We start from the raw sequence: 21,152 nt of genomic DNA, 5'->3' as shown, positions 1-21,152 counted from the left end.
AAATGAAGACATACTTCTGGTCAAATTTGGGAACATAGTAATAGTATAACAAGGAGGTAATAACATGAAAAAATTTAAGCGTGTTTTTCTTATCGTCATGGATTCAGTTGGGATAGGGGAAGCTCCTGATGCGGAGCAATTTAATGATAAGGGGGCAGATACGCTTGGGTCTATTGCAAAACATCGAAATGGACTTCATATGCCAACTATGGGCAGCTTAGGATTAAGTAACATTCGGGAAATCCCTGGAATTGAAAAAGCAGCTTCTCCTAAGGCATTCTATACAAAAATGCAAGAGGCATCAAATGGTAAAGATACGATGACAGGGCACTGGGAAATTATGGGGTTACACATTGAACAACCGTTTCGAACTTTTCCAGATGGGTTTCCTGAAGAGTTAATTCAACAGTTGGAAGAACGAACCGGTCGGAAGGTGATTGGTAATAAGCCTGCGTCAGGTACAGAAATTATTGAAGAATTAGGCGAGGAGCATATGGAAACCGGCGCATTAATCGTTTATACTTCTGCTGATTCCGTATTACAAATTGCTGCACATGAAGAAATTATCCCAGTTGAAGAATTGTATCGTATATGCGAAATTGCTAGAGAATTGACTTTAGATGAAAAATATATGGTTGGCCGTGTAATCGCTCGCCCATTTATCGGTAAACCAGGTGCATTTGAGCGAACAGCAAACCGTCATGACTATGCATTAAAGCCATTTGGAAAAACAGTGATGAATGAGTTAAAAGACAATAAATTTGATGTGATTGCTCTAGGGAAAATTTCTGATATTTATGATGGAGAAGGGGTTACTGAAGCAATTCGCACAAAAGATAATGATGATGGAATGACAAAATTAGTGGAATCAATGAAAAAAGATTTTACAGGTATTAGCTTCGTAAATTTGGTTGATTTTGATGCTAAATATGGACATCGACGTGATCCGGATGGTTATGCAGAAGCTTTAGAGGCATATGATGCTCGCCTTCCAGAGGTGTTAAATGAGTTACAGGATGACGATTTACTTATTATTACTGCCGATCACGGTAATGATCCAACCCATCATGGGACAGATCATACACGAGAATATGTTCCACTACTTGTATACTACAACGGCATTGAAGAAGGAAAAGAACTGCCAATCCGTAAAACATTTGCTGATATAGGAGCAACCATTGCAGATAACTTTGATATTCCGATGCCAAAACATGGTACAAGTTTTCTAAACGATATCCAATCTTAGGGAGGAGAATCAATATGGATCAACAGTCAATTAAACAAGCGAGTTCTTTTATAGAGAAGAAATTAAAGAACAGACCACAAATTGGCTTAATTCTTGGTTCGGGATTAGGCGTATTAGCTGAGGAAATTGAAGACGCCATTACTATCCCTTATAGTGAAGTACCTAATTTCCCGGTTTCTACTGTAGCTGGTCATAAGGGGCAATTAGTAGCCGGCTTATTAAAAGGAAAGCATGTTATTGCTATGCAAGGGCGCTTTCATTATTATGAAGGCTATTCCATGCAACAAGTTACATTTCCTGTCCGCGTTTTAAAAGAGCTTGGTATAGAAACATTAGTCGTTACAAATGCTGCCGGAGGGATAAATGAAAATTTCAAACCAGGGGATCTAATGATTATTACCGATCACATTAATAATATGGGAGACAATCCATTGATCGGTAAAAATGATGATCGCTTAGGTGTCCGCTTTCCAGACATGTCTAACGTCTATGCGAAAAATCTTATTCAACACGCAGAAGCATGTGCTGAGCAAATTAACTTGTCGATTCAAAAGGGGGTCTATGTTGGAAATACAGGACCTGTATATGAGACACCAGCTGAAGTTCGCATGTTGCGTATGTTAGGCGGTGATGCAGTTGGTATGTCAACAGTTCCAGAAGTTATAGTAGCTGCACATGCTGGAATGGATGTATTAGGAGTTTCTTGTATTTCAAATATGGCTGCGGGGATCCTTGATCAGCCACTTACCCATGAGGAAGTAATCGAAACTACGGAACAAGTAAAAGAATCATTTTTGCAATTTGTTAAAAAAGTAATTGAGACTATTCCTGAAAGGTAGAGTGATATTATGCGTATGTACGACATTATTGAAAAAAAACGCGATGGACATGCATTAACGAAGGATGAAATTAAATTTTTTATTGATGGCTATACCAAAAATGAAATTCCTGATTATCAAGTAAGTGCACTATTAATGGCTATTTATTTTCAAGATATGAATCATGAAGAACGCGCTCAGCTAACGCAAGCAATGGTTGAATCTGGAGATCAGATTGACCTGTCAAAGATTAACGGAATTAAAGTCGATAAGCATTCAACCGGCGGTGTTGGTGATACAACAACATTAATTTTAGCACCATTAGTAGCTTCTGTCGGTGTTCCCGTAGCTAAAATGAGTGGTAGAGGATTAGGGCATACAGGTGGTACGATTGACAAGCTTGAATCTGTACCAGGGTTTCATGTTGAAATTTCTAATGATGAATTTATTGATTTGGTAAACAAAAATAAAGTAGCAGTTGTTGGGCAATCGGGTAATTTAACTCCAGCAGATAAAAAAATATATGGATTACGTGATGTTACGGCGACCGTTAATTCCATTCCGTTAATTGCTAGTTCGATTATGAGTAAAAAAATTGCTTCTGGTGCAGACGCCATTGTACTTGATGTAAAAACAGGTGCCGGAGCATTTATGAAAAAATTAGATGAAGCAAAAGAATTAGCTACAGCAATGGTTGCGATTGGAAATAAAGTTGGCAGAAATACAATGGCAGTTATTTCTGATATGAGTCAGCCACTTGGTAATGCAATTGGAAATGCGTTAGAAGTTAGTGAAGCTATTGAAACATTACGTGGAAGTGGTCCTAAAGATTTAACCGAACTTTGTCTCACTTTAGGAAGTCAAATGGTTGTATTAGCTAAACAAGCTGAATCTATTGATGAAGCGAGAGCTAAATTAGAAGCAAATCTTCATAATGGCAAAGCATTACAGCAGTTTAAAGTCTTTCTTGAATCACAAGGTGGGGACGCCTCCGTGGTAGATAACCCGGAAAAGCTTCCACAAGCTTCCTACCAAATTGAATTACCGGCTAAATCATCAGGTATCATAGCTGAAATCGTAGCTGATGATATTGGCACAGCAGCGATGATGTTAGGTGCTGGTAGAGCAACTAAGGATGCTGAGATTGATTTAGCAGTAGGAATGGTGTTGCATAAGAAAATAGGTGATAAAGTTAATGAAGGAGAGTCTTTACTTACGATCTATGCTAATTCTGAAAACCTAGATGAAGTGAAGGAAAAGTTATATAATAGTATTTCTATCTCTAGAGACGATGTTACTGCACCAACATTAATCCATGATATTATAACAACTGCTTAACTTAAATGAACGGACTCCTTTAAAGAACCGTTATTTTATAACGGATTCTTTCAAAGGAGTTTTTTTAAGTACTATAGGAAAGTATAAAACTTTAGGCTTTATCCCGCATGTAAGGTGCCGTAAGATTCCTGCTTCAAGACCTGAGTTACAAAGGGTCAAAGTGGGAGAAAACGGCACCTAAATGCCCGATTCGTTCAAGGGCCTTTAGGTCATACCCTTGTGGTACTAACATTCCGTGTAAAAAGCATTCCACGGAATGAAGTTTCACTTTATCGTATAAGAAAAACGATAGCTTTCGCCATAAAGATTTGCCGATAAGCCAAGTTTTTCTAATGAAATATAAATTCTTTTTCGTCCTTTTTCACGCAAGCATCACTTTGTTCACTTAAAAACCTCTAGATCTATCTCACTTATTTGGATACTTCCAATCTTCCTTCATATTAGTAAATTCTCCAACTCCTATAAATCTATAGTATAAGAAAAACATGAAATGGATAAGCTAGATGTATGTCGTCTGGAAAGAAAGTTTAACGTGCAGGAAAACCAAACTTATTTGTGTATTCTGCTTTCTTTACCGAAGGAATGTAATTTTCAACCATCCAGTTGAAGTTCTTTCATTCCTGTTCATAAGAAGTGGTAAAAACTCGTTCTAAAAACTGTTTATAAGTAGTGTGGATCCAAAAAGCTTTCCTTATGCATTTAACGAATTAGGTTCTTACAAATGCGATACACTAGCGTTTCACTTCTTTGTGTAAACCATCAAAAACAAAATGTACTGCATTTTTAAGATAAGTGTTTTATCCCGCATGTAAGGTGCCGTAAGATCCGCTTCAAGAATTATGGAATACGAAGAAGTCGAAAAGGGATAAACGGCACCTAAATGCCCGATTGGTTCAACTAACATTCCGTGTAGAAAGCATTCCACGGAATGAAGTTTCACTATATCCCGCATGTAAGGTGCCGTAAGACTCCCACTTCAAGATCTTGAGTTGATACAAAAGGTCTAAGTGGAAGAAAATGCCCGATTCGTTCTACTAACATTCAGTAGGAGATGGAAGAAAACTCCTACTAATGAAGTTTCACTATATAGAATAACTTTTATAAAAAAACAGCGGACGACAATACATACAAGCCATTGGAGGGAAAAAGGATGAAGAAACGTCTATTCGCAACAGGTATGGTCTTCTTTTTACTTGTAAACATCATGTTACCAGTAAGTGCTAGAGCAGAAGAAAATACCGATGCTAAAAGCTTAACTGTCGATGCTAAATCTGCCATTTTAATTGAACGGGATACAGGAAAAATATTATTTAATAAAAATGAACATGAAAAGCTTTCACCAGCAAGTATGACTAAAATAATGACACTACTATTAATTATGGAAGCATTGGAAGAAGGAAAGTTAAAACTGGATGAAAAATTACGTATTAGCGAACGCGCTGCTTCAATGGGAGGATCACAAATATTTTTAGAGGCTGGGGAGGAGATGAGCGTTGAAGATTTACTAAAAGGAATTGCAGTTGCTTCAGGAAATGATGCAAGTGTTGCTTTGGCAGAACGAATTGCTGGAAGTGAGCAAGCTTTTGTTAAAAAAATGAATGAAAAGGCAAAGGAACTGCAACTAAAAAATACAAAGTTTCAAAATTCAACTGGACTTCCTGCAGATGATCATTACAGTACAGCTTATGATATGGCGATTATGTCTAAAGAACTGTTAAAACATGAATCCGTTACAACGTATACGTCTATTTATGAAGATTATTTACGCAAAGGGAAAGAAAATGAGTTTTGGCTAGTAAATACAAACCGTTTAGTGAAATTTTATCCAGGGGTAGATGGTTTAAAAACTGGCTATACAAGTGAAGCGAAATATTGTTTAACAGCAACTGCTGAAAAAGATGATATGCGTGTTATTGCGGTTGTAATGGGAGCAGATTCTACAAAAGAGAGAAATGCACAAGTATCACAAATGTTAGATTATGCTTTTAATCATTTCCAGACAAAAAAGCTATTTAAAAAAGGGGATAAGATCACGGAACTGAATCTTTTGAAAGCAGAAAATAAAATTACAGATGTTGTTGCCTCTGAGTCGATAAGTACATTGTATCGCCGTGGAGAATCAACCGATAAAATTACGACAGATATTCGCTTAGTCAAAGATTTAAATCTTCCTGTCAAACGTGGTGAAAAGGTTGGAGAATTGATCGTCAAAAATGGGGATACCATTTTGTCAAAAAGTGCTCTAACCGTAGAAGAACCTATTCAGCAAGCATCCTTTTTAACACTATGGAAACGCACATGGCAAACATTGGCGAAAAATGAATAATTAATTCTATTTTTAAGGGATTTCTTCTTCTTTTGTCAACTTGCAGGAATTAGCCTATTGTATGGAGAAACAGGTAATTACAGTAAGTAAAGCATAGGAGGAAAGGAAATGGGGCTGAATTCAACATTTGCTGTTAAAGAAGATGTACTCATTGTAAGGCTTTCTGGAGAGTTGGATCACCATGAAGCAGAATTTTTGCGTAAGAAATGGAAAAAAGTAATGGATAAGCATAAGGTAAAACACGTTGTTTTGAACTTAGAAGAAATGACATTTATGGATAGTTCAGGTCTTGGAGTAGTCCTTGGCAGATATAAAGAAGTATTGCAGCTTGGTGGAGAAATGGTTGTTTGTTCAATTTCTCCATCAGTTAAACGACTATTTGAAATGTCAGGTCTCTTCAAAATTGTTCGTTTGGAGGAGAATGAACGATTTGCTTTAGAAACATTGGGGGTGGCATCGTGAAAAATGAAATGACGGTTACATTTTCTAGTGTCAGTGAAAATGAAGCTTTTGCTAGGGTAACAGTTGCAGCTTTTGTCAGCCAATTAGATCCAACAATGGACGAGCTAACCGAGATTAAAACAGTTGTCTCAGAGGCTGTAACCAATTGTATTATTCATGCATACAATAATGAACCTCATCACGAAGTTACGATTACATGCTCTATTATAGATGCAGAAGTAGAGTTGACAATTAAAGATGATGGTGTCGGAATTGCTAATTTAGATGAAGCGCGTCAGCCGTTATATACTTCCAAGCCAGAGCTGGAACGCTCTGGAATGGGATTTACAATCATCGAAAACTTCATGGATACGGTAGAGGTTATATCCCATCCTGGTAAAGGTACAACCGTGCATATGACAAAACAATTAACAAAAGCCAAAACGGTGTGCTCATCATGAGGGAATATGTCAATGAATGTTAATGTAAAAGGGAACAATAAAGCCGAGACATTAACAGATGAAGAAGTAAAACAACTAATTGAAAAAAGTCAACAAGGTGACAAAGCCGCAAGAGATATATTAGTGGAAAAAAATATGCGTCTCGTCTGGTCTGTTGTTCAACGTTTTATTAACAGAGGATATGACCCGGATGATTTGTTTCAGATTGGAAGTATCGGGCTAATCAAATCGATAGATAAATTTGATTTATCTTATGATGTGCGCTTTTCTACCTACGCAGTTCCGATGATTATTGGAGAAATTCAACGATTTATTCGTGATGACGGCACCATTAAAGTTAGTCGTTCACTAAAAGAAACGGGGAATCGTATTCGTAAGAAGAAAGATGAATTAACTAAACAATTAGACAGATCGCCAACTGTACATGAAATAGCTGAAGCGTTAGATATTTCTGCAGAAGAAGTAGTCCATGCACAAGAGGCTGCAAAATCTCCCCAATCTATACATGAAACCGTTTTTGAAAACGATGGGGATCCAATTACATTATTAGATCAAATTTCAGATCAGGATACGAAGTGGTTTGAAAAATTGACTTTGCAGGAAGCGATTCGAGTGCTTAGTGAAAGAGAAAGATTAATTGTTTATTTGCGTTATTATAAAGATCAAACACAATCCGAAGTTGCTGAACGGTTAGGCATTTCCCAAGTTCAAGTATCCCGTTTGGAAAAGAAAATTCTAGAGGAAATGAAGCATTATATAGATTCCTGAAACACACCAGCTTGCCCTGGTTAGCTTGTAGAGAAACCCCTTGGTTTTCCTACAAGCTTTTTTGTTGTTTACAGCCAGACGAATACTGCTCGCTTTCCGCGGACGAACCCCGGGCTACTTTCACCGCCACTCGGGGGGCTTAGATTGCCTGTTTTTCCGAGAAGAGTCTCGCAGTATTCATCTTTCCTTTATGTGAAAAAGGCGTCTTCCACTTATCTAACCCCTGGATAGGTGAAGGAGAGTCTTCTTCATGTTCTCGGATAAGAAGTGATTAATAAATCTTGCCATAAATGTTTTTTTCTGCGCATACGATAATACCTCGTTCTTTAGAATCGGCTAAGCCACGTTCTACTTTTTCTTTTCTCATTGATAGAGGCATTACTCCCTTCATTGCTCATCCTTTCCTTAAATGACTTAGCGGTTTCCATTACAAAGTAAGGTCTAATTATAATGATCTATCAGCGTCATACTAGTTCTACAATTATCCAGTGTAATTATCAGTTCTTTAGTACATACTAATTTGTACATCATAGCAAGTAAAGGGGGATGATATACTTGGCAATGCAAGTTTATTTGCGGATGAAAAAAAATTTAGAGTTAACCGGTTACCAAGAATTAAAGCTAAAAGATATTGCTGTTATATCAACAAATAGCAGCAAGAAACAACAGTTGGAAAATTTACCGATTTATCGCGTAAGTAAAAAAGATCATAATATAGTTATTATTGACAGTTTTATGGTTATCGAGCATTTGAATAAGGAGTTTGCGGATTTGGAGTTTCAGTTAATCGGTCCAGCTCAAACAGTTATTCGAATTCAAAAACGGCGAAATTCACCATCGGTTTTTATAGCAATGGGAGTATGGCTGTTAATATTTGTTGGAACTGCTATGACGATTATGAACTTTCATTACGATGTTAGTATGCAAGAAGTTCAGCAAAAAATCCATTATTTGTTAACTGGAGAGAAGAAGGAATATCCTTTATGGTTGCAAATTCCTTATTCATTTGGCTTAGGGATAGGTATGCTGTTATTTTTTAACCATTGGTTCAATAAACGATTTAATGAAGAACCAAGCCCCTTGGAAGTTGAGATCTATAACTATCAACAAGATCTTGACAGCTATGTCATCCATCATGAAAATACACTGAATGATACCAATGCTCCTCATTCATCTTCTTGAAGCTCTTATTGGCTTTAGTGCAGGTCTTGCTGTAGGGGCTGGATATGTAGCATTTATTACGATATTAGGAATTATCCCTAGACTGATTCAATTGAGTAAAACCGAAATGTTTTTACCAATTTATACGGCATGCATTTTACTTGGTAGTATATTTGGAATTTACTTATCGTTTACAAGCCGGACGTGGGAATTCTCAGCAATTATAGTTGCTATTTGGGGATTAATGCAAGGTATTTTTAACGGCATGCTGGCGGCCGCTTTAACTGAAGTTCTTAACGTATTTCCTATCTTGTATAAACGGATGGGTGTTGAAAAGCACTTGCTTTGGTTATTTATGGCGATTGTCTTTGGGAAAATTGCTGGTTCGTTATTCCAATGGGTATTTTTTGTACGTTAAGTAAGTTTAAGTGGTACAACCAGTTCTCCTGTGTTCTAGGCTAACCGCATGCCAGGATTATTCAGTGTCGTGACTTTTTAGATTCTAAGTAAATAAACATAATCGTGTCAAAGGCTTTGGATTAGCCTTTAAGAAACAACAAAGGAGGGCTTACATATGCCGCAAACCGATCAGAAAATCCCCGTCTCCCCAAAACTAAAAAATACCGAGCAGTACATGAAAAAACGTGTTGGTATAGGTGTGTCATTTGATTTAGGTTTTCGTGAAATTGTGCTATTGAAACGTCCGATTCAAATTTACTATGCAACAGGGCTATGCGACTCATTGGTCATTCAGGAACTGTTAAAAGAGTTAATTCAAGTTAATGATCGTGAATCAAACGGAAGGAAGCTCCCGGAAATAATCGAAAACCGTTTATTGCATCAGCAAGTAGAACGATCAAACACAATGGATGAAGCCATTGATCAATTGCTTTCTGGTTTAATTGTTCTCTTTATGGATGGAGAAAAATTTGCTTTTGTTATTGATGTAAGAAATTATCCGGGAAGAACACCAGAAGAACCCGATATTGAACGCGTTGTACGTGGATCAAGAGATGGCTATACGGAAAATATCATTGAAAATACTGCATTAACGAGAAGACGAATTCGTGATCCAAGATTACGAAATGAAATGCTAAAAGTTGGTGAACGCTCCAAAACGGATGTTTGTCTTAGTTATATTGCAGACGTTGCTGATCATGGACTTGTACATTTAATTAAGGAAAGGATACAAGCAATTGAAGTAGACGGTATCTCCATGGCAGATAAATCAATTGATGAATTTATCATAGACCGTAGATGGTATCCCTTTCCTTTAGTTCGTTATACCGAAAGACCAGATGTAGCAGCTAATCACTTATTAGAGGGTCATGTATTAATTATTGTAGACACATCACCAAGTGTCATCATTTTACCTACTACCTTTTTTCATCATATGCAGCATGCAGAAGAATATCGTCAAACACCTGCAGTTGGTACTTTTGTTAGATGGATACGTTTTTTAGCTGTATTTGCATCAATGTACTTACTGCCTTTATGGTTGCTTTTTGTTACGGAACCAGAACTTTTGCCTAAAGAATTTGCTTTTATTGGTCCGAACGAAGAAGGGAATATCTCCATACCCATACAAATCATTATGGCCGTGATTGGGATTGAATTTCTTCGTATGGCTGCTATTCATACACCAACACCATTATCAACCTCTATGGGGTTAATTGCAGCGGTTCTAATCGGACAAATTGCGATTGATGTTGGTATGTTTAGTCCAGAGGTTATTTTGTATGTATCTGTTAGTGCAATTGGTTCCTATGTAACCCCGAGCTATGAATTAAGTGTATCGAATAAGATTGTGAATATTATATTTGTTATTTTAACGGGTATTTTTGGATTAATTGGTTTTATTTCAGTGTTTTTGGCACATATTTTGTTTTTGGTTCAATTGAAGTCACTGAGAACACCATATCTATGGCCATTTATCCCGTTTAATGCCAAAGCTATGCTGCACACGCTATTCCGTATACCAATTCCTTATACAAATAGTAGACCGAGCATTGTTCATCCGAAAAACGATTATCGTCAACCTGAAGGTCAATGAGTTTGACAAAAATTAAATATGTAACGAGATTTTTAATGAGCAGTAGAGCTAATGCAAGCATTGGCTCTTTTCTTTTATACGTCGGTATGGTAAAGTTTTTAATTATAATTATATTATGCGTTAGCGCACAAAACTTGGAGGCTTTACGACATGATTATTGATAACCATCCTTTTCCAGTAAACAAAGATGGGAACTTGGAAATTGGCGGAATAGACAGTACCCATCTTGCAGAAAAATATGGGACACCGCTTTATGTATACGATGTGCAAATGATACGTGATAATTGCCGAGCATTTGTAGGTACGTTTAAGAAATTGGGTGTCTATGCAAAGGTTGCCTATGCTAGTAAAGCTTTTTCATCGATTGCTATGATTCAAGTTATGAAACAAGAAGGTATGTGCCTTGATGTGGTGTCTGAAGGGGAATTATATACTGCATTACAAGCAGATTTCCCGACAAAAAGAATTCATTTACATGGTAATAATAAAAGTATCCAAGAAATACGAATGGCAATTGAAAACGATATTGGTTGTATCGTAGTTGATAACTTTTATGAAATTGAACAAATTCGTTGTTTGTTACAAGAATATAATAAACAAATGGATGTCCTTATGCGGATTACACCTGGAATTAAATCGAAAACGCATCAATACATTATGACCGGCAATGAAGATTCCAAATTTGGTTTTAATTTACAAAATGGACAGGCTGAATCTGCCTTTCAACAATTATATAAAGATGAATATATTCGCTTTAAAGGCCTACACTGTCATATCGGTTCACAAATTTTTGAAACAGACCGCTTTTTAGCTGCTACGGATGTTTTATTCAACGAATTACGGAAATGGAAAGAAAAATATGATTTTGTTCCAGAAGTTCTAAATCTTGGTGGCGGTTACGGTATTCGTTATACAAAAGCGGATTCATCTATTTCTTATGCTGCTTTTGTAGAGGAACTTGTCAAGGAAGTCCAAACACATACGGAAGCTCTTGCTATGCCAATGCCAGAGTTATGGATAGAACCTGGAAGAGCAATAGCAGGAAGTGCTGGTATCACATTATATACGGTTGGTGCGATGAAGGAAATTCCAGGAATTCGTAAATATGTAGCGGTCGATGGAGGAATGACTGATAATTTACGACCCGCATTATATCAAGCAAAATATGAAGCAGTATTGGCTAATCAAGCTTCTGTTCCACCAGTGGATAAAGTTTCAATTGCTGGTAAATGCTGTGAGTCTGGTGATATGTTAATTTGGGATTTACCATTACCAAAGGTTAAGCCCGGCGATATACTTGCTGTTTTTTCCACTGGTGCTTATGGTTATTCCATGGCGAATCACTATAATCGTTTCGCCAAGCCAGCTGTTGTTTTTGTGGAAAATGGTCAAGACAAATTAGTAATAAGACGGGAAAGCTATCAAGACGTTGTTCAGTATGATTTAACATATGAAGATAATTAATCAATATCCGGCAAATTATTTGCAGGATGTTGATTAAGTGTTAAAATATACGTTAGTTCATTAAAAAAGGGGACTTTGATATATGGATAAAAAAGGATATATTATTTTAGAAAATGACAATAAAATTGAATTTGATTTATTTGAAGATGCAGCGCCTAATACGGTTGCTAACTTTGAAAAATTAGCAAATGAGGGATTCTATAATGGATTGACCTTCCATCGGGTTATTCCGGGATTCGTAAGCCAAGGCGGCTGTCCGAATGGTAACGGGACAGGTTCAGCTGGCTATACAATTAAATGTGAAACAAAAGGAAATCCGCATCAGCATCAGGAAGGTGCACTTTCGATGGCACATGCTGGAAGAGATACAGGAAGCTGTCAGTTTTTTATTGTTCATGAAGCTCAACCACATTTAGATGGTGTTCATACAGTATTTGGACAAGTTACGTCAGGTATAGAGTACGCCAAGTCTATGAAAAACGGCGATGTAATGAAAGAAGTAAAAGTATATACGGTCTAATGCCTAAGGATGGCATATATGCAATTAGGGTTACTCATTTATTTAATAGCCTTTGTTGCTCCAATTAGTATATTGCTACACGAAGTTGGACATGCTATGGCTGCATGGTTCGTTAAAGCCGATCATATTTACATATTTATCGGTACTGGATCAAAAGAAAAAACGTTTAAAGCTGGAAAATTTCAAATTTCCATTGCATCGTTTTTTTTTGTGGGCGGATTGGCTGTAAGTGAACGCAAAAAAAGCTATAGCTGGATAGAAAAGTTATTTATTACGATTTCGGGTCCAATCTCAAGCGGCATTGTTGTTTTTTTGTTCTGGTTGATTAGCCAATTTTTTGCAACTCCTTTTATTCAATTATTTATACTATTTAATACTTGGATTGCGGTTGTTAACTTGATTCCTATTCAATTAAAAAGTAAACAAACGGATGGTTATGTAATGTTAAAACTTTTATACCGTGCTATTAAAAACTAATCCTTTTTTAACACTTATTATAAAAGGATTACAGGATCATTAAAAACATCCGATATTTGACAAAAGTAGGGAAACATGCATAAATATAATTACAAACTCCAATATATGAAGCTTATACTATGGACAAAATTACAGCTAAGTAGTATAACTCAAGTAGCCGGCAGCCACTAACCTTCATATTGTCTAAAAGTTACTTAAAACTGTTCAGTTAAGGCATACATGCTGCCTGCTTTAAAACCATTGCTTGATAAACAGAGTCACTTATAAGCTATTATGTTAATGAGGGGTATCTATGTTAATTCGTTTTAAGAAAAATTTAGAGAAAATTGCAATGGGTTTACTATCTTTTATGCCTGACGAAAAAGATGTAAAAAAATTGCAACAGACGATAAAAGAATATGAAACAAATCCTGATTGGCATCTATATCTGTGGAAAGAAGATGATGATGTATTAGGTGCTATCGGGGTAAGAGTTGAAGGAGAAGTAAATGCTGTTATTCAGCATATTTCAGTAAATCCATCACATCGAAACATTGGGATTGGCAAGAAAATGGTAAATGAAGTAGAGAGACTTTATCAAGATCAGTATTCCGTATCAACTACGGAAGAAATTCTGGATTTTTATCAGAAGTGTGATGGATCAGCTGAAGAAATGAAAAACGATGAATAAAAGCCAGCCCTTTTGTTAGGGCCGGCTTTTCTTTTCGCGTGCTGATTAACCATGTAAAGACTAATTTATTTTATAGCCAAGCAGCACCGACGATAATCAATAAAATGAACAATACTACGATTAGTGCGAAACCTCCGCCATAACCATATCCACCACTCATAGTGAAATACCTCCTTTTTCTTCTTAACCTAAATGTTTTGAATAACATTTATCTTACATTACTAACGTATGTAAATGGGAAAGGTCTTGTTTGGGCGTTTATAATTAATGGTATAATTTTTAAAGGAAGGGGAGTAAAATAGGTGCAAGGTTATTATGTGAAACTAGACTCATTTGAAGGTCCGCTTGATTTACTACTCCATTTGATTAATCAATATGAAATTGATATATATGATATACCTGTAGCTGTAATTACAGAACAATATATGCAGTATATCCATACGATGAAACAGCTTGAATTAAATATTGCCAGTGAATATTTAGTTATGGCTGCAACGCTCGTAGAAATTAAAAGTCAAATGCTCTTGCCAAAGCCTGAACTTCCTGAAGAAACGGAAGAATATATGGAAGACCCTCGCGAAGAGTTAATGCAACGATTAATCGAATATCGAAAATACAAAGAAGCAGCAGTACAATTAAAGCAAAAAGAGCAAGAGGCAAATCAAATCTATACAAGACCACCCATTCAGCTTGAAGAAGGAATTTCTTCGCCGCCAACGGTTGTTCAGGGGGAAACATCCATTTATGATATGCTCTCAGCACTACGTAAGATGTTTGAACGTAAAAAATGGGATGCGCCATTAGAAACAAAAATAGAGAGAAATGAGATTTCCATTAATGAAAGAATGGAAGAAGTACTAAAAACTCTACATGCAACACAAGGAGGGATACTGTTTGATCATTTATTTACAGTATATTCCCGTTCACATATTGTTGTAACTTTTATTGCCATCTTAGAATTGATGAAGAAAAATAAGGTCTATTGTAAGCAAGAAAAACAATTAGCAGAATTATACGTATTTAGCATGGAGGAATAAAGGTGGAAATAAAAAATTTGAAAGCCATAGTCGAAGGATTGTTATTTGCTTCAGGAAGTGAAGGAATAACAATCAAACAACTATCAGATGTTTTAGAGGTATCAGAAACAACAATTGAACAAAGCTTAGAAGAATTAAAGAAAGATTATGAACAACCTCATCGCGGTATTAGAATTATGCAGGCACATGAAGTATTTCATTTAACTACTAAACCAGAGCATAGTGATTATTATAAAAAATTAATTGAAACACCCCAGACAACCAGAATGTCACAGGCAGCGCTGGAGACACTTGCAATTATAGCTTATAATCAACCAATTACAAGAACAGAAATCGAAGAAATTAGAGGAGTAAAAAGTGATCGACCGGTACAAACGCTGTTATCAAGGTTACTCATTGAAGAGGTCGGCAGGAAAGATACAGTTGGCCGCCCAGTATTATTCGGGACAACCAAAGAATTTTTAACTTATTTTGGATTAGCATCGTTGGATGATTTACCACCCTTACCTGACACAGATGACTCTAATATCGAAACAGAAGCGGATTTGTTTTTTGAACGGTTTCATGAACATATGAATGAAGATCCTTCCTAGAGGTTAACTATTCGCAAGCTTTTTTGTTTATGAACCTATATCTGTATTTGCATGGTGGATATCTTCTTGAAAGTCTTGAAAGTATCACCGTTAGCTTATAGTGTCTAGCAAACTTCGCAATTTTTCCTACGATAGGTCAACATCGGCTCGAATCTAAAGGAAGACCGACTAAAAGCGGGCTTGCCGCTCAAGGAAGCATACCCCTGTTGCAGGTTTATCCCGATGTAGCGGGCCGCATTTCTCTCCTTTTAAAAAGCTGCTTATTATTTTGTGAACATAATGAGAAAAACGGCTCCTAAATTTCCGGTTCGTCGGTTGACAGACAAGAAAAAACTACGACACCGATACTTCGCTATTTTTCAAGGATAGAGAAGCTTCGCAGCGACACATCGCTGTTTTTTAAGGACAAGAAAAGCTATGTCAGCGATATATCGCAGGTTTTTTAAGGAGAAAAGCACTCCTTAAATAAAGTCCCATTTTATCTTATTAGAAGCTCTGCCGTTTGTATGTCCGCTATCTGAACGCTTAACCTTTTGTTCATATGCACACTATGGATAACTAGGCATATGCTACAAAGAGGTGATCAAATGAGTCAAACAAATGAAATATATTTACAAGAATTATTGACCTGGGGAGAACAAATTAAAAGTAGATTGCAACATTCAGATGTCTTAGAAAAGCAGACATTGCTTGAACAAATAGATAATTGGCAGGCAAAAGTTAGTGAAATGCTTCAAGGAAATAAACGCATTGAACCAGATCAACTTCATTCTATTCATGAAGAAGGGGAACGCATATTCCATATAGTAAAACAGCAAGACACTTCTACCACTGTGAAATCTGTTCCATATGGTCAGCACACCTTACCTAAATTACCTTATCCATATCATGCATTGGAACCTTATATAAGCGAAGAGATTATGCGATTACACCATGACAAACATCATCAGTCATATGTAGATGGTCTCAATAAGGCGGAAAAAGAAATTTATGGAAGAACTCAGGATGATAAGTTAATCAAGCACTGGTTGCGTGAACAGGCTTTTCATGGTTCAGGTCATCACTTGCATACGATATTTTGGTTCAATATGACCCCTCGTTCAAGTAAACAGCCATATGGTGAATTACTAAAAAAAATAGAAATGGATTTCGGGTCATGGCCAAAGTTTAAAACTTTATTTACGAACACAGCCAATTCAGTTGAAGGGGACGGATGGGCAATCTTATATTGGAATCCTAGAAGCGGAAAACTAGGAGTGCAATCATTTGAAAAGCATCAGCTCTTCCAAATTGCTGATATCATTCCTTTACTCGTATTAGATATGTGGGAGCATGCATATTATTTACAATATAAAACAGACAAAAAAGCATATGTCAACAATTGGTGGAATGTTGTTAACTGGAAGGATGTCAATGAACGATTTAAACAAGCAAGAAAGTTACAGTGGCAACACTACTAATGGACTAAAGGTAGGAAAACGATCCTGCCTTTATCTCATTAGTGGAGGATGTTCAAAAATAGTATCTTTTTTGATTTAATTCTGCCGGTCAATGGATTTAAATGCGTCTATTCAGCTCACTCTCGAACTATCGGGTCTATTTTCTCCTTTTTGAACACAAATACTTTTACGCATAACTTTGATGGACATGCATAAATTGTACAGAGACCACCATTGGGAGGAACTTGGTTATGCGTTTGATAGCAATCGCAATCTTTACAATTACTTTTATTCTTGTTTTTCCAGTAGTAGGACAAGCAGAGCCTCAAGTTTCAGCACGTAATGCCGTATTAATAGAACAATCGACAGGGCGTGTGTTATTTGAAAAACAGGCTTATTCAAAAGAATCAATTGCTAGTATTACAAAAATTATGACTGCAATTATTGCCATTGAATCCGGAAAAATGGATGAAAAGGCCAAGGCTAGTCGCAACGCAATTTATACAGAAGGATCATCCATCTACTTAGAGCAAGGCGAAAAAATGACAATCAAAGACCTTGTTTACGGTTTAATGCTTCGTTCTGGAAACGACTCAGCTGTCGCAATCAGTGAACATATTGGCGGAAGTGAGGAAGGGTTTGTCTATTTAATGAATGAAAAGGCAAGGTGGTTGGGCATGAATGATACTAATTTTGCTAACCCACATGGACTTGATGAAGAAAACCATTATTCATCTGCTTATGATATGGCCATATTAACGCAATATGCAATGAAGAATCCCACTTTTCGTGAAGTTACAGGAGCAAAATCTTATAAGGCAGAGAATCGAACATATTCTTGGCAAAATAAAAACAAACTACTTACGCAATATTATGAATATAGTACCGGCGGAAAAACAGGCTTTACGAAAAAAACGGGTAGAACCTTAGTATCCACTGCCACTAAAAATGATATGGATCTAATTGCTGTTACACTGAATGCCCCTGATGATTGGCGTGACCATATTGCCATGTTTGAATGGGGATTTAATAACTATCATTTAGAAACGTTATCGGAAGAAAAAAAGATTGCTTATCAACTAGGTAATGAAGAGAAAATTCAATTTGGTTATTTAGACAAAGATGTTATATATCCATTAACCAATCAAGAAAAAAATAAAGTATCCAATCAATTGTTCATCTTAAACAATGCAACGAATAAACAAACAATTGGACGAAACGTCTTTTATTTAAATGGAACCCAAATTGCAGAAGCAACAGTTTTAAGTAAACAGCCTAAACACACAGCAACCAATTCAATGGTAAAGGAGTTTTGGGAAATATTTCGTCGGGTGTCAGGGGGTGACGATTTGTGGTAAATATAATTTGGGCATTTATGGCGATAATTGGAATAGTATATGCCATGATTCATGGAACAATGGATGAAGTGAATGAAGCGATTTTTACAAGTGCTGGTGAAGCAGTCACCTTGTCAATCGGCCTTATTAGTGTACTTGTCTTTTGGTTAGGAATTATGAAAGTAGCAGAAAAAGCAGGGATATTAGCAGTATTAGCAAAAATCTTTCGTCCACTTGTAATAAAACTATTCCCTGATATCCCAAAAGATCACCCAGCAATTGGCTATATTTTATCAAATTTCACAGCAAATGTTTTTGGATTAGGTAATGCAGCTACACCAATGGGGATCAAGGCGATGGAGCAAATGAAACAGTTAAGCGGAACAAATACCGCTTCTCGTTCGATGATTACTTTTTTAGCATTAAATACATCAAGCTTAACACTAATTCCAACAACGGTTATTGCTATACGGATGCAATATGATTCCGTATCCCCTACAGAAATTGTTGGAGCAACCATGATGGCAACAATTATATCTTCATTGAGTGCAATTATCATTGACCGCTTTTTTTACTATAGAAGTAGGTGGAGGGCATAATGCATGGCGTTATTTACTTCTATTAGCACATGGATCATTCCTTGTTTCATCTTGCTCGTTTTAATGACAGCAATGATAAAGAAAGTACCTGCTTATGAATTATTTGTAGAAGGTGGGAAGGAAGGGGTCAAAATGGCTTTTTCCTTAGTTCCTTTTCTAGTTGGGATGATTGTAGCAATTGCTATCTTACGAAGTTCTGGAGCTTTAGAAGCTTTTATTCAGTTATTGGCACCAATTCTTACACTTATCGGTATCCCTCCAGAAATCATTCCATTAGCACTTATTAGGCCAATATCTGGTACAGCTGCCTTAGGAATGACTACTGAATTAATTCATACTTACGGACCTGATTCTTTTATTGGAAGATTAGCATCCGTTATGCAGGGGAGTACGGACACGACCTTGTATATTTTAACCGTTTATTTTGGAGCAATCGGTATAAAAAAAATGGGATATGCTTTAAAGGTTGGCTTATTAGCTGACGTGGTTGGTATTACAGCCTCAATCATAATTGTAACCATTCTTTTTGGCTAAATCGTCCAAATGATGAAGGGACAACTAAATAGGGTAAAAAATAGCTAATTATTGTAATGTCTATCAACGTCTAAAGGCGCAGACCATATTCTTATAATGATAGAAAATAACATCAGCTTGCAAAATCCAAAACCCTGAGAAAGATAAGGTGTTTATCATCGATTTCTAGGATACTTATATCCGTTTTCACAGGTGAATATCCTTTTTAAAAGTAGCATCACCTGTTTTAAGCGCTCGAATGCCTAGCAAACTACTTTTGATCTTCTTTCTTCGATAAGCCAAACTTTAGTTCGAATCTAAAGGAAGGTTGACTAAAAGCAGGCTTGCCGTTTCAGGCGTCGGCATAATCCTGTTTTAGAGACATAATTTCCTTTATTACGTAAGGAGCCGTATTTCTCACCTTTGAAAAATCTGTTTATTATTTTACGAACTTTAGGAGAGATTCGGCTCCTAAATTCCCGATTCGTTTGGGGAATCGGACAAGGAAAGCTATGACAGCAACACATCGCCCGATTTTACAAGGACGTCAGCTACTACTTAAATGAAATTTCTCTTTATCTCGTTAATTGTTCTTCGTTTGTGTTTTGTTAACCGAGTGCTTGTACCTTTGTTTCAATGGAAGTGTAGAAGAAACAGCTACAAGATCAGGAGAAACAGTAGCGTTTATACATTGCAGTTTCCTCGTCCATAGAGGCAGCAATTTTAAATGCCTGTTGCTCTGTTTTATGATTTGTTATTCGTTCATAGAAAAATCTGACAACAAACATGAAGTTTGAATTGCCGTCTATATAATCATCAGGTCCTAAGTAAGATCGGGTTCCACAGCTTAAAAAGGCTTTTGCTAATGGTTCCCTTCCCAATGTACAACCAGACGCTATTACTCTTACATTATTTAACTTCGAATAACGCCTCACATGTTGTTCATCAAAAAATTCTTCTCTTGGTTCTCCTACTTCATACACATCCTCACCCAATAAAGGCATACAAAATAGTCCTTCGTCTCCATGGAAGTTTAAAATTAGATAATCCAATTTATCCTCCCGATCCTTTCCAGACAGTACATCAACTAGATCTTGAGGTCGACCAACAGCATATGTGTTAACTCTTGCTCCAAAGTATTCTAGAGATGAACGAAGAGCAAATGAATCCCACTCACAGTTTGGTCCAACAATGAGGCTTATATACAACTCTGGTTTACTCATAGAAGCAGCTCCTTTTTTAAAATTTACTATAACACTAGGTTTGAAATCAAAATCTGACTCAGTTAAAAATATTATAGGAGATTTTATTATACCTTTGACAGGATGATAAAACTAGCTGACCATATTAAATTAACTTAAAGCTGTTTAATATTGCATTAGTAAAATAAAGCGTAAAGTCCCTTTTCAAGATGCTTCATTTATTATACAATTAGTAACCTAGAAAAGTTCTAGCATGAACGAACTAGAAACCTCCATTTGAAGAAATTTTTTAAGGTTCAGATAAAGCGAACCTTCAGGTCAGTGGAGATTTCTCTTATCCCCATTGATTGTTAGTACTTTAAAGGTATGACCTCAAAGGCTTCTGAACAGAATCGGACATGTAACTTACAGTTGGATTGCACGCTTTTCTTCCTAGGTTTTAAAAGTGGAGGTCTTACTGCAAGTTACATGTGGATAAACTTTACTGTCAAGTTGACTAAAACTCGTAAAAAGTAGGTTTAACATTTAAGCATAACTAGAGGGACGTATACGCAATTAGTTGTTGCAGTTACGTAACCATCGAGGGGAATACGTGCAGTAAATGGATGATAAGATCAGCTGGAAAATTAGTTATCCTTCATTGGTATTTTAAATACAAATTGCCTAGCTAGGTGCTAGATAAGCTCTCT

22 protein-coding genes are annotated in these 21,152 nt (G+C 36.5%); 20 read left to right on the top strand and 2 right to left on the bottom strand.

Annotated elements, in window-relative coordinates:
- The first annotated feature begins 64 nt into the window (after positions 1–64).
- The 14 genes from deoB to JNUCC74_RS09820 all read left to right on the top strand — a co-directional run bounded on the left by deoB (position 65) and on the right by JNUCC74_RS09820 (position 13,743).
- The gene (gene deoB / locus JNUCC74_RS09885; RefSeq protein ID WP_454065224.1) at positions 65–1,246 is read left to right on the top strand and encodes a phosphopentomutase; all 1,182 of its coding nucleotides are present in this window, start codon (positions 65–67) and stop codon (positions 1,244–1,246) included.
- Positions 1,247–1,260: 14 nt separating this feature from the next.
- Positions 1,261–2,085 carry a purine-nucleoside phosphorylase gene (locus tag JNUCC74_RS09880; RefSeq protein WP_454065223.1) on the top strand — a complete coding sequence of 275 codons (825 nt, stop codon included), beginning with the start codon at positions 1,261–1,263 and terminating at the stop codon, positions 2,083–2,085.
- A gap of 9 nt (positions 2,086–2,094) precedes the next feature.
- Positions 2,095–3,402: a pyrimidine-nucleoside phosphorylase gene (locus JNUCC74_RS09875; protein WP_454065222.1), complete on the top strand. Its 1,308-nt coding sequence runs from the start codon at positions 2,095–2,097 to the stop codon at positions 3,400–3,402.
- 1,150 nt (positions 3,403–4,552) lie between these two features.
- Complete coding sequence (locus JNUCC74_RS09870) at positions 4,553–5,728, top strand: D-alanyl-D-alanine carboxypeptidase family protein (protein ID WP_454065221.1); 1,176 nt, start codon at positions 4,553–4,555, stop codon at positions 5,726–5,728.
- 108 nt (positions 5,729–5,836) lie between these two features.
- On the top strand, positions 5,837–6,190 hold the full coding sequence (spoIIAA, locus tag JNUCC74_RS09865; RefSeq protein ID WP_077320710.1) for an anti-sigma F factor antagonist: 354 nt from the start codon (positions 5,837–5,839) through the stop codon (positions 6,188–6,190).
- Positions 6,187–6,630, top strand: a complete 444-nt coding sequence (gene spoIIAB, locus JNUCC74_RS09860; RefSeq protein WP_454065220.1) for an anti-sigma F factor — start codon at positions 6,187–6,189, stop codon at positions 6,628–6,630. The genes spoIIAA and spoIIAB overlap by 4 nt, the downstream gene beginning before the upstream one ends.
- Positions 6,631–6,642: 12 nt before the next feature.
- Positions 6,643–7,398 carry an RNA polymerase sporulation sigma factor SigF gene (gene sigF / locus JNUCC74_RS09855; RefSeq protein WP_077320706.1) on the top strand — a complete coding sequence of 252 codons (756 nt, stop codon included), beginning with the start codon at positions 6,643–6,645 and terminating at the stop codon, positions 7,396–7,398.
- A gap of 561 nt (positions 7,399–7,959) precedes the next feature.
- Complete coding sequence (locus tag JNUCC74_RS09850) at positions 7,960–8,580, top strand: stage V sporulation protein AA (RefSeq protein ID WP_454067874.1); 621 nt, start codon at positions 7,960–7,962, stop codon at positions 8,578–8,580.
- Positions 8,549–8,977 carry a stage V sporulation protein AB gene (locus tag JNUCC74_RS09845; RefSeq protein WP_454065219.1) on the top strand — a complete coding sequence of 143 codons (429 nt, stop codon included), beginning with the start codon at positions 8,549–8,551 and terminating at the stop codon, positions 8,975–8,977. The genes JNUCC74_RS09850 and JNUCC74_RS09845 overlap by 32 nt, the downstream gene beginning before the upstream one ends.
- A 156-nt stretch (positions 8,978–9,133) precedes the next feature.
- The gene (locus JNUCC74_RS09840; protein WP_454065218.1) at positions 9,134–10,612 is read left to right on the top strand and encodes a spore germination protein; all 1,479 of its coding nucleotides are present in this window, start codon (positions 9,134–9,136) and stop codon (positions 10,610–10,612) included.
- Positions 10,613–10,762: 150 nt separating this feature from the next.
- On the top strand, positions 10,763–12,076 hold the full coding sequence (gene lysA / locus JNUCC74_RS09835) for a diaminopimelate decarboxylase (RefSeq protein ID WP_454065217.1): 1,314 nt from the start codon (positions 10,763–10,765) through the stop codon (positions 12,074–12,076).
- 82 nt (positions 12,077–12,158) lie between these two features.
- Positions 12,159–12,596 (top strand): peptidylprolyl isomerase, encoded by a 438-nt coding sequence (locus JNUCC74_RS09830; protein ID WP_077320698.1) that lies wholly within the window; start codon positions 12,159–12,161, stop codon positions 12,594–12,596.
- 18 nt (positions 12,597–12,614) lie between these two features.
- Positions 12,615–13,073 carry a hypothetical protein gene (locus JNUCC74_RS09825; RefSeq protein ID WP_454065216.1) on the top strand — a complete coding sequence of 153 codons (459 nt, stop codon included), beginning with the start codon at positions 12,615–12,617 and terminating at the stop codon, positions 13,071–13,073.
- Between the two features lie 292 nt (positions 13,074–13,365).
- Entirely contained in the window at positions 13,366–13,743 is a 378-nt protein-coding gene (locus JNUCC74_RS09820) for a GNAT family N-acetyltransferase (RefSeq protein WP_077320694.1), read from the top strand.
- 70 nt (positions 13,744–13,813) lie between these two features.
- Here JNUCC74_RS09820 and JNUCC74_RS09815 read toward each other — a convergent pair whose 3' ends face one another.
- Complete coding sequence (locus tag JNUCC74_RS09815) at positions 13,814–13,903, bottom strand: YjcZ family sporulation protein (protein WP_021291215.1); 90 nt, start codon at positions 13,901–13,903, stop codon at positions 13,814–13,816.
- A 142-nt stretch (positions 13,904–14,045) separates the two neighbouring features.
- On the opposite strand from JNUCC74_RS09815, the gene JNUCC74_RS09810 reads away from it, so the two are divergent.
- From JNUCC74_RS09810 to JNUCC74_RS09785, 6 genes are all read left to right on the top strand, one after another.
- Entirely contained in the window at positions 14,046–14,780 is a 735-nt protein-coding gene (locus JNUCC74_RS09810; protein WP_454065215.1) for a segregation/condensation protein A, read from the top strand.
- A gap of 2 nt (positions 14,781–14,782) precedes the next feature.
- Positions 14,783–15,373: an SMC-Scp complex subunit ScpB gene (gene scpB / locus JNUCC74_RS09805; protein ID WP_077320690.1), complete on the top strand. Its 591-nt coding sequence runs from the start codon at positions 14,783–14,785 to the stop codon at positions 15,371–15,373.
- A 587-nt stretch (positions 15,374–15,960) separates the two neighbouring features.
- Positions 15,961–16,833: a superoxide dismutase gene (locus JNUCC74_RS09800; RefSeq protein ID WP_454065214.1), complete on the top strand. Its 873-nt coding sequence runs from the start codon at positions 15,961–15,963 to the stop codon at positions 16,831–16,833.
- Positions 16,834–17,063: 230 nt separating this feature from the next.
- The gene (locus JNUCC74_RS09795) at positions 17,064–18,170 is read left to right on the top strand and encodes a D-alanyl-D-alanine carboxypeptidase family protein (protein ID WP_454065213.1); all 1,107 of its coding nucleotides are present in this window, start codon (positions 17,064–17,066) and stop codon (positions 18,168–18,170) included.
- Positions 18,164–18,748 (top strand): nucleoside recognition domain-containing protein, encoded by a 585-nt coding sequence (locus JNUCC74_RS09790; protein ID WP_454065212.1) that lies wholly within the window; start codon positions 18,164–18,166, stop codon positions 18,746–18,748. Before JNUCC74_RS09795 ends, JNUCC74_RS09790 begins: the two co-directional genes overlap by 7 nt.
- A gap of 63 nt (positions 18,749–18,811) precedes the next feature.
- Positions 18,812–19,282 (top strand): spore maturation protein, encoded by a 471-nt coding sequence (locus JNUCC74_RS09785; RefSeq protein WP_454067873.1) that lies wholly within the window; start codon positions 18,812–18,814, stop codon positions 19,280–19,282.
- A 644-nt stretch (positions 19,283–19,926) separates the two neighbouring features.
- Here JNUCC74_RS09785 and JNUCC74_RS09780 read toward each other — a convergent pair.
- Complete coding sequence (locus tag JNUCC74_RS09780) at positions 19,927–20,484, bottom strand: delta-aminolevulinic acid dehydratase (RefSeq protein WP_454065211.1); 558 nt, start codon at positions 20,482–20,484, stop codon at positions 19,927–19,929.
- Between the last annotated feature and the right edge of the window lie 668 nt (positions 20,485–21,152).

It is taken from the genome of Cerasibacillus sp. JNUCC 74, assembly GCF_053667775.1.
Note: the sequence above shows the minus strand (reverse complement) of the source record. Positions and strands in the feature narration are given on the sequence as shown.

Bases quoted from the DNA above. Each gene is read 5' to 3' on its own strand.
- sigF (WP_077320706.1), top strand. From the start codon at position 6,643: ATGAATGTTAATGTAAAAGGGAACAATAAAGCCGAGACATTAACAGAT.
- JNUCC74_RS09815 (WP_021291215.1), bottom strand. From the start codon at position 13,903: ATGAGTGGTGGATATGGTTATGGCGGAGGTTTCGCACTAATCGTAGTA.
- JNUCC74_RS09825 (WP_454065216.1), top strand. From the start codon at position 12,615: ATGCAATTAGGGTTACTCATTTATTTAATAGCCTTTGTTGCTCCAATT.
- JNUCC74_RS09785 (WP_454067873.1), top strand. From the start codon at position 18,812: ATGACAGCAATGATAAAGAAAGTACCTGCTTATGAATTATTTGTAGAA.
- JNUCC74_RS09845 (WP_454065219.1), top strand. From the start codon at position 8,549: ATGATACCAATGCTCCTCATTCATCTTCTTGAAGCTCTTATTGGCTTT.
- lysA (WP_454065217.1), top strand. From the start codon at position 10,763: ATGATTATTGATAACCATCCTTTTCCAGTAAACAAAGATGGGAACTTG.
- JNUCC74_RS09795 (WP_454065213.1), top strand. From the start codon at position 17,064: ATGCGTTTGATAGCAATCGCAATCTTTACAATTACTTTTATTCTTGTT.
- JNUCC74_RS09830 (WP_077320698.1), top strand. From the start codon at position 12,159: ATGGATAAAAAAGGATATATTATTTTAGAAAATGACAATAAAATTGAA.
- JNUCC74_RS09875 (WP_454065222.1), top strand. From the start codon at position 2,095: ATGCGTATGTACGACATTATTGAAAAAAAACGCGATGGACATGCATTA.
- JNUCC74_RS09800 (WP_454065214.1), top strand. From the start codon at position 15,961: ATGAGTCAAACAAATGAAATATATTTACAAGAATTATTGACCTGGGGA.
- deoB (WP_454065224.1), top strand. From the start codon at position 65: ATGAAAAAATTTAAGCGTGTTTTTCTTATCGTCATGGATTCAGTTGGG.
- spoIIAA (WP_077320710.1), top strand. From the start codon at position 5,837: ATGGGGCTGAATTCAACATTTGCTGTTAAAGAAGATGTACTCATTGTA.
- JNUCC74_RS09780 (WP_454065211.1), bottom strand. From the start codon at position 20,484: ATGAGTAAACCAGAGTTGTATATAAGCCTCATTGTTGGACCAAACTGT.
- JNUCC74_RS09820 (WP_077320694.1), top strand. From the start codon at position 13,366: ATGTTAATTCGTTTTAAGAAAAATTTAGAGAAAATTGCAATGGGTTTA.
- JNUCC74_RS09870 (WP_454065221.1), top strand. From the start codon at position 4,553: ATGAAGAAACGTCTATTCGCAACAGGTATGGTCTTCTTTTTACTTGTA.
- JNUCC74_RS09840 (WP_454065218.1), top strand. From the start codon at position 9,134: ATGCCGCAAACCGATCAGAAAATCCCCGTCTCCCCAAAACTAAAAAAT.
- JNUCC74_RS09880 (WP_454065223.1), top strand. From the start codon at position 1,261: ATGGATCAACAGTCAATTAAACAAGCGAGTTCTTTTATAGAGAAGAAA.
- JNUCC74_RS09850 (WP_454067874.1), top strand. From the start codon at position 7,960: ATGCAAGTTTATTTGCGGATGAAAAAAAATTTAGAGTTAACCGGTTAC.